Origin of the sequence: Kistimonas scapharcae (assembly GCF_039540975.1) — a bacterium.
GTDB lineage: Bacteria > Pseudomonadota > Gammaproteobacteria > Pseudomonadales > Endozoicomonadaceae > Kistimonas > Kistimonas scapharcae.
The window spans coordinates 1-10,894 of the sequence record NZ_BAABFL010000082.1; the positions used below are offsets into that span (position 1 = coordinate 1).

The following is a 10,894-nucleotide window of genomic DNA, read 5'->3' on the forward strand; positions in this document are numbered from 1 at the left end:
CGGCGTTGGCCACGGCCAGAAGCAGTTGTTTGAGGGCGTCCTTGTTGTCGAGGGTCTCACCGGCCTCGCGCAGTTTCGCCAGCGACTGGATAAACATAGATATTCGCTGGATTTTGTAGCGCCCTTCGTTTTCAAGTCTTTCTTCGAAGTCTGATGGTGTGACGACGTAAACCACTAATTGCATCAGGGGATGGCATAATGCCGGACGTGGACGTAGAAACCTGCAAATGGCTGATAAGTCGCTCGCAAGGGCCGATACAGTCATTAGGCTTAAAGTAATTTTATTGTTCTGTGATTCACTTAACAGCCATTGCATTTCGTCATTAATGTGTTGCAGAACATTTTTTTTATCTTCTTTTGAATGACACAGATTTCTAACTTTCTTGATTAATTGACAATAGCATTCACCACAACGCCTTTGATCATCGGGATTGGTAACAGTGTTGCGGAGATCACTTGTCCTGGATTGCATGAAGTCTTTCAAAGCGGAGACATTATTCAATCCTTGAATGACACTTTTCAGGCTACTGTCATCAGTTGTCGATTGTACAGTTCTACGTGTTACTGACCGTGAAGAGCCGGGATTCGATGTTGGTTCAGCACCCAGCTGGAGTGTTGCAGATGATCCAGGCGCTGATTCATGTGCCACCCCTCTGCCTCTGCCTCTGCCTCTGGGTAATGATGCTATTTGGCTCTGAGGTGTGTTCTTTCCGGTAGGATCCATAAAATTAAAAAATTGACCAGTTAATCTCTTGGATTTTGCCCATCCTTGTTGTGAAATTTCATAACTAAAGGGTCAATAGCTCTCACAAAGGGTGGAGGGTGGTGTTCCCCGAGCGCTTACATCAGGGTTATATGTATATTACCGTTCTAGCAAACGCGTTATTTCAGGAGCCAGAAAACTGTTGGCAAGGCTACTGATGGGTAAGCCTGTATCGCCTTCACAGGTGGTCTTTCATAAGTCGACGGGCATACTGGTCGAGATCTGCCATCATGTCTTCATCCCGGGAATTATGCGTGTCGAGTGATGGTTCCGCCCATCGGGCGATCAGGTGTTTCAGGTGGTTCTCTACAAGCTGGGTGAGGCTCTGGCCCTGTTCCTCTGCATATTTCTGCGCTTTCCTGTACAGGCCGGGCTCAATGGTCAGAATCAATTCACTCATGGCAATCTCCTTATGCAGCCTACGGGTTTCATTGCAACCGTATAAACGATGACTCCTGTCATGTTGGATAACGTAATAGCGGAAGGGTTCCCCTACGGGGGTAAAGTCCTGAGGGTTGTGCGCATTCTGGAAAAGATAAAAAAACAAAACCCCGCACTAGCGGGGTCGAGACAATCATGATGCTTTACTGCCTGCTTGTTCTTCTTGCGTCCCTGGGCGGGGAGCAATCCGTACATTGCCAGATTAGGAGCAACTGACCATTCCGTGGATCCGTTGCCGTGGGCAGGCACAGCGCGCACTTTACTTAAATAGAGCTGGTGTTTTTTTTGATATTGGTCAGTGTTTCTGGCATGCCGGTTACTGTTTTATGTCAACTGAAGGGTGCGAGACGGTTTCGTGATATTGAAACGAAGGCCGTGCTGGCTGACCTGATGCTGACTTCAGCTCAGACAGCATTTCTTGTGCTTTTTACCGCTCCCACAAGGGCAGGGGGCGTTTCTGCCAAGGGCTTCCAGTTTGTCTTCGTCAGACAGGTGATTCATGGATTCCCTGAGTTCAGCCAGAAAAGGGAAGGCTTCACCCATGTGGTCTCTGGATGGCGTAGCACGTTCATCACGCAGTCCGAGCGCAATTTCCACATCTTCCAGGTCACCGGCAAACAAGTAGTCGACGGCATCACGTGCAAATGCCGCACGGATGCTTTCGATAGCCTCTTTCGCACCGAGATCAATCAAAGACACTAGTAAACACCCGTTATACATCCGGTTATCAGCCTGATGGTCATCCAGCTGACGGCAGATGGTCTGGATAACCTGGTGACGGTAGTCCGGTTGGGATCGGGCAAGGTGAGTCAAAACGGTTGTCAGACGGTCCTTGCTCGGCTTTCAAACCGTGTTATCAGTGGTTTCAATGCAAGGGGCATCATCATCACCAGCGCTGGAATTAGATAGTCAGGGAAGTCGCCGTCATCACAGCGCAGGATGATAAGATTCGGCAGGGGGTTGGCGATTTGGTGATCGGCTATTGATGCCAGGGCCCTGGTCGCATAGCGCAGTGCCCAGTGAAGATGGTCATCCGAATTCAGTAGCGTTTCATGACTGATCTTGGCCAGTAGGGCTTCCCTGTGGTACCCGATCAAGAAGAGTGGTTACTGATCCGTTCTACAGGAGTACTATGCCCACCGCACTGGATTATCCCTGGTCGTTTTTTTTCAGGTGTCAGGTGACGCAGGTTTTCCGATGCTTATACCGTTTACGGATATGGAACTGAATCGTGATGAAACGACTGACCTTAAGAGTGCAACGCCATGACTAACGACAAGCGCCAGTTACTGGAAAAACAGATTCCGCAAATGTGTAAGGCCGTCGATAGTCTGGCATGGTCACTGAAGCGGTGTTTGCCATTGCCGATTGCATCACTGGATGCCGCGGGACAAGAAAAAATTGAAGCGCTGACCGTTCGTTTTGTTCGTGTGAGTGACATACTGATCCAGAAAATCTTCCGGCTGGTGGATGATCTGGAAATGAATCATTCCGGGACCATTCGTGACCGCATTAACCGGATGGAAGAAAAAGGCCTTATCGGTTCTGCCCGCGACTTTATAGAAATCCGCGAACTCCGCAACGCCATCGCTCAGGCCGGTGACGATGATGCCTCTGGCACACTGTACCGTGACGTGATCCGGCTTTCTCCGCTATTGATCTGTACACCGGATAACGTTCGACATTACCTGGGCATCAGTGTTGCATCTGCAGGTATGTAGTCGTCGTTTTTCACCCGTTTGTCTCTGGCGGGCACCTTCAGAAAACGCTGAGAATCCGGTACAATGCGCGATTGCTGCTCAGCAGAGCGTGCCCCGGTAACAACCCCTGCCATCAATACAGCAACTGATTCAAGCGGCTTCCCGAAGCCGCACCAAAAACATCAGCATTGCACTGATCATGGCCACGTATATTTGATCCACGGCTAGCCCCTTCAGCATACGTGGCGGTAAGCCGTTAGCCATGCCATGGGTGACATTTTTGCCATGACCCACCCTGTACGATTGAAATTGTTGCGAGACTATCATGGATGCGATTGATTTTTTGTGGACGCAGGTCACCCATAAAATGGCCGACGAAATGCGCCTTGAGACAGTCGCTGCCGGTAAAGTGGTCACCTGCTATTGCTGTGGCAGGGCCTCTGGCCGGTGGAGCACGCCGCTGTTTGAAATGAGGGTGGATAGTTACACCAAACTGGATGTGGCCATCTGCGCGCCCTGTAATGCGCTGTTTCATGGTAGCTATAGGTATCTGGGTATAGAAAAGGGAACCATTGCGAAGCCGGCGACCCCCGGAAAGCTGGGAATGCTGGTTGGCTGTGGCATGATCGTTACGCAGAGGCAGTCGATACTGTTGACCAACCCCGGTTGGCATAGCCGGTTAAGCGCTGCATCTGAGCCGATTTTCCAGACCGTTCAGGAGAGCGGTAAATCCGCCATGGAGTTTGTACTCCAATACACCCGTGAACTCGATGAAGACGCATTTCCTCTGCTCTATGTGAGTGATTTAGGCAGGAAGAAAACCGAACTGGTTGAGAATCTGCAGCTGACATATCATTGGGATGAGCTGTACGCCTGTACGGCCAACCAGACCCATCGCATCAATCTTATTCTGCTTGATCAGATCCGGGCGCTGTCCAAAACGGACAAAACCGCCTGCAAGAAGCTTGTAAAGCTTGTCAGGGGATCATGCCTGGGGCATATACCACCCAATGCACCTGAAATTACGGCATTTCTGACTTCCCATCCCGAGGCGCTGAACATCGCCAGAAAACTGCCCTGTGATCCGCACGAGAAGCTGCACCTTTTGAGTATTGCATAATGGTCTTTGAGTTTGTTTACCGATCGCCACACGCCCCCGCCGATGTCTACACGCTTCACCAGGAAGTCATGGATATCGTGTTTGCAGGAGGTGACGCCTTGAATAAAGAAGAGACGCGTCCGTTGTGGCGCGCCATAAAAAGTGATTCGGGGTCCATTGTCCTGGTAAGAACATCGGTTCCACCTCTGGGGGAGGTCAAGTACAGGGAGCACTGTGCAGAATTCAGTGTGGGCGCTATGCGTCGATTTAACTGTCGGTTAAATCTGTCAAGGCGTCTGCGACAGGGGCATGCCGGTCATGACAAACCGTCCGGGACAAGAGAAATTGCACTGACCGTGAAGGAAGACATTGATGAATGGTTGAGGTTGCTCCTGGATCATAACGGCATGGCATTGCAGAACGCGGCGATGGTCTCCAGGGGCCGTCTTAAAGTGACACCGCACCATTACATCAACACGGCCGATCTTGTTTTCAACGTACGCATCACGGATGCGGAGCGTGCACGGGTCGCTTACAACCGTGGCCTGGGTCGAAAAAAAGCCTTTGGCATGGGGTTGTTGCTCAGTGGTGATCCGTCGTGAATGGCATGTCTGACCTCGCCCATGCTGTCGATCAGGTATTCCGCGCTGGCGGAATCCTTGTCCGTGATTTCAGCATGGACTACCGAGAGCAGCAGCACCGGTATGCCATGAGCGTGGCGCAGTGGCTGGATGGCAAGACCGTGGCTGTCAGCATGCTGGAAGGTGAGACGGGAATAGGAAAAAGCCTCGCTTATCTCCTGCCCGTAGCCATACACATCGCCATGAAACCGGGGAAATGCCGGTGCCTGATATCGACCTATACGGTGCATTTGATGCATCAGCTCAAATCAGATGCAAACGTGATTAACCGGGTGCTTGATGCCCTTGATCTCAGGCCGGTGACGATTGTCACCCGGCTGGGGCGGTCGCAGTACGTGTCTGCAGGCAGGGTGCTCTCTCTGGCTGAACGGACTGCGGATGCCAGGTGCAAAGAGCGGTTGCTGGGTTGGTATGACCTGGTGACCAGGCGATATGGCGAGCATGTCTACACAAAATACGGGACAGGCCCGGAAAGCCTGTCGGGTATTGAGTCCATGGAGTCGTCCATTGCACTGACAGAGCATTGCAGCCGCGAGGATGCCCGCTGGTATCTCTCTGACTGTGAGGCTGCCACCAAAGCTGACATCGTATTGACCTCGCACACGGTAACGATGTTGTTTGCCAGGGGGGTGAGTATCTTCGGTTCGGACGCTTCAACGCCCTTTACCCATGTTGTCGCTGATGAAGCGGATCGCATTGCCGATGCGGCAGAGAGCATTTTCAGATTGCGCAGCTCGCCGACAAGAATAGCGCGCATCATCACAGAGATTGGCAATACGCAAAACTGGAAAAAAGCGGATATCAAGGCGGCTTGCCAGGCGCTCACCGAGCTGCAGGTTGTCCTCGATGAACTCGGCCTGCTTTACCATGAAAAAACCTGCGTACTGACAAAGGAGTTGCCCCTCAATGCCGGCGCGAGGTTCTACGCCGTTGCCGACATGGCACGGGTTCGCCTTAAACCATTGGCCAAATCCATCTCTGCGGATAATGAGGTTCAATATGAAAAACTCACCGCCATCATCGGGTTGTACAAGTCCATAAAGAAAACGCTCGGTGATAAATCACGCGCCAGCTGTATTGCGTGGTCACCTGTTCAGCGTAAGGGGAGCATTGCCACAGACAACCCGTTTGCCGCGTTAAACTTCAGCACTTATCTCAGAGGGATTGGTGATTATCAGCCGCCGGTGTCTGTACTGTTGACCAGTGGCACCCTGGCCGTTTCCGGTAAACATGGCAGGGAGCGGTTTACTCCCATTCGGTCGACCCTGGGCATCAATGACCCGGATGTGAAATTTGTGGGGCAATTCGCCCCCGGGGACTATGGCAGAATTGCCTTTGTGCTTGCCGGTGCTGTAGCCAAGCCTTTTTATTCGGGCCGTGATGGTGAGGATGCCCCCTACAATCCGGACTGGCTGGCTTACACCGCAAGAATGCTGTCAGCATGCACCGGCCATGGCGCCACGCTCTGTTTGTGTCCCTCCTTTCTGGAAGTGGAGGAACTGAGGTCTTTGCTTGAACACCACCATGATATTGGTTTTCATCAGGCGGGAACGCGGCTGGATGTATTGATCAGGCAGCTCCAGGCCGGTGATATCCGGTCGATTGTCACGCCGTCCGCCTGGGAGGGCGTCAGTATAAGGGGGCCGGGAGGCGCTCAGCTGCTGAAAAATATCATGGTCACCCGAATCCCTGTGCAACCGCCCAGCGCTGTCATGGAAAGTACGTTCATTGCCGGTTACCTGGAACAAGGACGCAGTCGGCAAACAGCGATCAGGGTGCTCTACAGCCGGGTGAGGGAACGTGCCCTCAGAAAATTCAAGCAAGGGTTTATCGGCCGGGGCATCAGGGATTCCGGAGATCGCATAACGGCGTATTGTGCCGATCCCCGGATCGGTCCCGGCAGACAACATAATCTCACGGGGGTGATACCTGAGCGCTTCATGCACAGCTTTACCCATGCAGCGTATTTTGAGAGCGAGGCATGCAGCCCACCGCCACGGCGTGTTCAGGAGATAGTCGCATGGCTTTAACCCCCTTTGAACTGGTGTTTGAAAACGGTTCCCCCGTCACCTTGCGGCGACATGCCCTGCACCTGGATGGGCTGTTGTCCGCCCTTTGTTTCAGGCATACCGGTTGTCCTGAAAAAGCGCTTGGGATTCTTAAGGAGCTGCTGCTCTGGAACGAACATGGTTTTTACCATGCCAGTGCCATGGCGTTTGGTGTAACACCTGAACAGACCATCACGGCGCAGACACGGCACTCTGTTGGTCGAATGCGGCATGGGACGTTATTGCATGAAAGCCTGCTGGCACCCATAAAAATCAACAGGCATGGTGAAAACGTATACCGGAAGGTGAACATCAATGGCGGGCCTGAGCGAAACCGCCTGAACAGGTGGAATGCCTGTCATTCTCCATACCTCGTGTTCCATGGTGTCGGGAATGTCGATCATATCGAAGCGCTGACGTCATTTTATTGCTCCCGGATTGGTGTTAACAGCAATGCCGGAAGCGGAACGGTGCGGGGTGTCTATGCCAGGGCCATTGATGATGATCTTTCGTGTATTGATGGCGGAGGGGGCGTTGCCAGGAACCTGCCGGTCTCATGGCTTAACGATAATGGCATCAATATACCGGTTGCCCGTACACAGTATTTGCCGGTCATCGCCCCGTACTGGAGCAACCATAATGCTTTCAAGGCCGTCGAGGCGGTTCCTGTCGAAAAAATCCGGCGTGTTATTTTTTCAGATCGTTAATCTTTCGGATTGAAGTCGTTTTATGCTTAATCTCAACAACAGGCGTCGTGCCATCTATTTCCGGGGCTACACAACAGCGGTCTCGGCGCTGGCCGTCAACAGGCCGGAAGACAATTTTGCCAGCACGACAGGCTCAAAGGATCTTCAGCGCCTTCCCCGGCTTGGTCCCAAGACTGACCGGTCACCGGTTTTTTTCCCGGGGACACAACTGCGGCACCTGATCAGGGAAGCGCTGCTTGTCGGTGCATGCAGGGCGTCGGGCGGGAAGCTGCCATTACAGGATCACTTCATGCTGGTGCAGGGGGTGCCTATCGGGGAGCTGGCCAAAGAGTTATCGTCATTTTCCATGGATGGCGTGGTTGAGCGCGAGGATGGCTTACGCGCCAAAAATCCCATTATCGGTCTCGGCGGGTTCTGGAAATTCAGCGGCACGTTGGGCGTGAATGACTGGATTCCGGAATCGCAGGACGAACCCTGCTACTACATCCACAAAAAAATGCGTGCAATGCCCTTTAAGCGCAATGAGGAATTGGTCAGCCTCGTTGCGGACAATGATATCGAAAAGCTGAAACGCATCATGTCAGAAGATATGGATATTGCGCGGAAGGCCCGTGATATCGACACCCAGATCAAGGACCTGAAAAAAGCCTATGCGACGGCATCCAGCGCAGAAAAGAAAAACATCGGCGAACAGATCAGTGATCTTGAAGCCACTAAAGCGCATATAAAAAGCAGTAAAGAAGGCGCGACAGAAACCCTTGAGCGCCCGGTTGAAGGGTATGAGGCGATTGTGCCGAACACCCGTATGCGCAGTGGGATTGATATTGCCCGTGCTAACGAAATGGATCTGGGCTTTGTGCTCTATGCCCTGAGGCATATCAGCTTGCATCCCTATGTGGGTGGTCATTACGCTGACGGCAAGGGGGAGTTTGCACTCGACTGGACGGTGAGGACATGGGGAGATGATCTGATGGAGCCTGTTACGTTGGGCACCGTGAAAGTATCGCTGCTTGACTTCGGTATCACTGACCATCCCGGTAGCACGGTGCTGTCCGATGCCTTGCGTCGGGCAGAGGATGCGTTCGCCAACCCCCAAAAACACGGGCTTGATTTCAGCGTGTTCAATCCCTCTGCGCGTTAGAACCGTCGCCGGCAATCGTCCTGTGGGTGGGGAGCTGTATCGTGAAAGAGGCCTTGAATCACACATTATGCAGGTTGTGATTCAAGGCCACTGAACCCCCGGAAAGCGGGGAATATGTCAACAAAGACAATAAAAACGCGAGCGTAAAACGATAACCCCAGAAGGTACGAAACCAAGGGAATAAAAGGCTTTTTCAGTCTGACCAGAACCCGCAGGGCATCTTCGATGCGTGTTAACGGTAATCGTCAGTTACATGATACCGTCTCGCAAGGATGAAAGCATCTGCTCGACCGTAAACCTGCGACACACTACCATAGTTTTTCGGCTCAGGATATCCTGTGAGTATGCAGACACCATCATTGATCAGATTGAGCCATATCGAACCTTTAAATAAAAACGCCCACGACTGAAGAGTGGGCAGCTTCTGCTACTGAACAGTTCGGACTGACCACCGATTGCTGAAGCCTTTGAAACTCCGATTATGTGTATTGATCTCTATGGCGGTCAGCAGGAAGTTGATGCCGCCTGATAGCAGGATTTGGTTAATATTGCTAATAGCTGGCCAGCTTTGGCAACTTTGTACAACCCCAATGGGTACCCATCTTTTCCCGGTTATGACATTGAAGAGCGCATATATAAGGGTTAATATTCAGCCGGATTCAATGGACTGATAGCCGACTAAAAGCGAGGGAAGTGATAACAATCATGTGGAGGTGAGTTGCCATGGTGACGATCAGTGTCCCGTGTCCCGATAATGAAAGCCATTCAGTTTTGGTGGATATTCCCCGTGAACTTGCAAATTTTCCACGGTCGAGGGATGGCGGCAGAATCGACATTGAGATTCCTATACATGATGCAGAACAATTAAGTCGAATTTTCGATAAAGAAAATAGAGAGAATCTGGAAGACACCCTCGCAGAAAATGCCAAGGAACAATGCCACGACACCTTCACCTACACGCAATATTATGATGCCTGCGACTATTGTGGCAGTGACGGTGATAGCCGCCTCGGCTGACCGGCATTCAGGGCGGGGATGCCAGACCATCCCCTTAGCCGTTACCGCTGGACAATCATGACCTGATAACCCTCTTCCACTCGGTCATCGGGGGTCGTGTAGTAAAAACTGTGTGAGTTCTGTGTCGGGCTTACCTTCGGTGGAATACACCATGGTAGTGGTCAAGCGATTCCGCCACCTGATTAATCCGCTATCGTAATATTCTCATCTATAAACGCTGCAGGACTGCAGTCGTTCAGGTAAGAGTGCAACCGATGATTGTTGTAGAAAATGACAGACACCCTCTGGAAAATCAGTAATTTGCAGATTAGGTCAGAACTACTACAGATCAGAGAAATCTTATTTCTCGAATTAAGTGAATCAGTAGTCAGGGTTGTGTCAAAAAAATCGTAAGAAAAGGTAGGAGGTGTGTCTTCATGGGGGCGGCGTATCAGGCCAGTTTCAGGAATGAAAAGGCAGTATTTCTGCAAAAATATACATCTTAAAGGTGTTCAAAAATTGATTAACAACCAACCACCGCCAAATGTAACAATATGGTTACACTCACTAACAAAAATTGAACTTTTTGGTTTCTGCAAATATCCCGCTCTAGCCCGCCTCGCGTCCCTAAATTCAATATTGTAATGCACTTTTGTGGTTTTCAAAAAAACGTCTATTTTACTTCTCTCAGGGTAGTTTTTTAAATAACTCTCTGCTTTGCAGCATACCAGAGAGGCTTTTGAAGTGCGTTGAAATTTCAGTTTAAAATCAACAGGATAGTTTGCATCTTGTTTTTCGTCTCACAGCTGGATCGTGACTGAAAACTGATATGCAGTTTATTGGTAGAAGTTGCTTTTCTCTATCGTTTATTGATTGATTTCAGTCTGATAAGGCGTGTTGGGGAGCGCAGGGGCTTTTCTTTGTTTTTGGCTTGTTTGTGTTGTGAATGATATAGAGGGTCCCTCCTTCTGGGTTGGGAATCCTTCGGCATTTTCGCTATCTAAAGAGGGCTCAATTCCACGGGTTCAGTGCTTGCTGTCTACTCATCACAACCGGTTTTTTCTACATGCTATTGCTTCAGGCTGGTGGTTGGTTCTTGCTTGTCTCATCGGAAGCTATGTTAAAGCTTTGCCTGAATGCGCTAGTCGTCCTGGTTGTGAAAATGAAAAAAATTATGTTAGTACTTGATAATATTTGTGAAGTGATGCTAACATAAAAGTTATATATGGTATTATCGGCAGAGCTTTTCATATCGAATGTTCGAACCCACCATGAACCGCCAAATGTAACAATATGGTTACACTCACTAACAAAAATTGAACTTTTTGGTTTCTGCAAATATCCCGCTCTAGCCCGCC

Annotated in this window: 11 protein-coding genes; 7 read left to right on the plus strand and 4 right to left on the minus strand. The window is 50.7% G+C overall.

Features of this window, described 5'->3' with window-relative positions; genetic code table 11:
- The 4 genes from ABD892_RS05005 to ABD892_RS05020 all read right to left on the minus strand — a co-directional run.
- Positions 1 to 649: hypothetical protein (locus tag ABD892_RS05005; RefSeq protein WP_345194288.1), on the minus strand; the 649-nt coding region annotated here is incomplete at its 3' end.
- 292 nt (positions 650 to 941) lie between these two features.
- A complete protein-coding gene (locus ABD892_RS05010) occupies positions 942 to 1,163 on the minus strand; it encodes a DUF6364 family protein (RefSeq protein ID WP_345194289.1) in 222 nt (73 codons plus the stop codon).
- Between the two features lie 440 nt (positions 1,164 to 1,603).
- Complete coding sequence (locus ABD892_RS05015) at positions 1,604 to 2,017, minus strand: SEC-C metal-binding domain-containing protein (RefSeq protein WP_345194290.1); 414 nt, start codon at positions 2,015 to 2,017, stop codon at positions 1,604 to 1,606.
- Positions 2,018 to 2,025: 8 nt separating this feature from the next.
- Positions 2,026 to 2,301 (minus strand): hypothetical protein, encoded by a 276-nt coding sequence (locus ABD892_RS05020; protein WP_345194291.1) that lies wholly within the window; start codon positions 2,299 to 2,301, stop codon positions 2,026 to 2,028.
- Between the two features lie 168 nt (positions 2,302 to 2,469).
- Between ABD892_RS05020 and ABD892_RS05025 the strand changes: the two genes are divergently transcribed.
- The 7 genes from ABD892_RS05025 (at position 2,470) to ABD892_RS05055 (ending at position 9,557) form a co-directional block, all read left to right on the plus strand.
- Complete coding sequence (locus ABD892_RS05025) at positions 2,470 to 2,925, plus strand: hypothetical protein (RefSeq protein WP_345194292.1); 456 nt, start codon at positions 2,470 to 2,472, stop codon at positions 2,923 to 2,925.
- A gap of 346 nt (positions 2,926 to 3,271) precedes the next feature.
- On the plus strand, positions 3,272 to 4,024 hold the full coding sequence (locus tag ABD892_RS05030; RefSeq protein WP_345194293.1) for a hypothetical protein: 753 nt from the start codon (positions 3,272 to 3,274) through the stop codon (positions 4,022 to 4,024).
- On the plus strand, positions 4,024 to 4,605 hold the full coding sequence (locus ABD892_RS05035; protein WP_345194295.1) for a type I-E CRISPR-associated protein Cas6/Cse3/CasE: 582 nt from the start codon (positions 4,024 to 4,026) through the stop codon (positions 4,603 to 4,605). Before ABD892_RS05030 ends, ABD892_RS05035 begins: the two co-directional genes overlap by 1 nt.
- Positions 4,606 to 4,610: 5 nt before the next feature.
- Positions 4,611 to 6,674: a helicase C-terminal domain-containing protein gene (locus tag ABD892_RS05040; protein WP_345194296.1), complete on the plus strand. Its 2,064-nt coding sequence runs from the start codon at positions 4,611 to 4,613 to the stop codon at positions 6,672 to 6,674.
- Positions 6,665 to 7,399 (plus strand): hypothetical protein, encoded by a 735-nt coding sequence (locus tag ABD892_RS05045; RefSeq protein ID WP_345194297.1) that lies wholly within the window; start codon positions 6,665 to 6,667, stop codon positions 7,397 to 7,399. The genes ABD892_RS05040 and ABD892_RS05045 overlap by 10 nt, the downstream gene beginning before the upstream one ends.
- Before the next feature lie 22 nt (positions 7,400 to 7,421).
- Positions 7,422 to 8,540 carry a hypothetical protein gene (locus ABD892_RS05050; RefSeq protein ID WP_345194299.1) on the plus strand — a complete coding sequence of 373 codons (1,119 nt, stop codon included), beginning with the start codon at positions 7,422 to 7,424 and terminating at the stop codon, positions 8,538 to 8,540.
- A 723-nt stretch (positions 8,541 to 9,263) separates the two neighbouring features.
- Positions 9,264 to 9,557 carry a hypothetical protein gene (locus tag ABD892_RS05055; RefSeq protein WP_345194300.1) on the plus strand — a complete coding sequence of 98 codons (294 nt, stop codon included), beginning with the start codon at positions 9,264 to 9,266 and terminating at the stop codon, positions 9,555 to 9,557.
- The last annotated feature ends 1,337 nt before the right edge of the window (positions 9,558 to 10,894 follow it).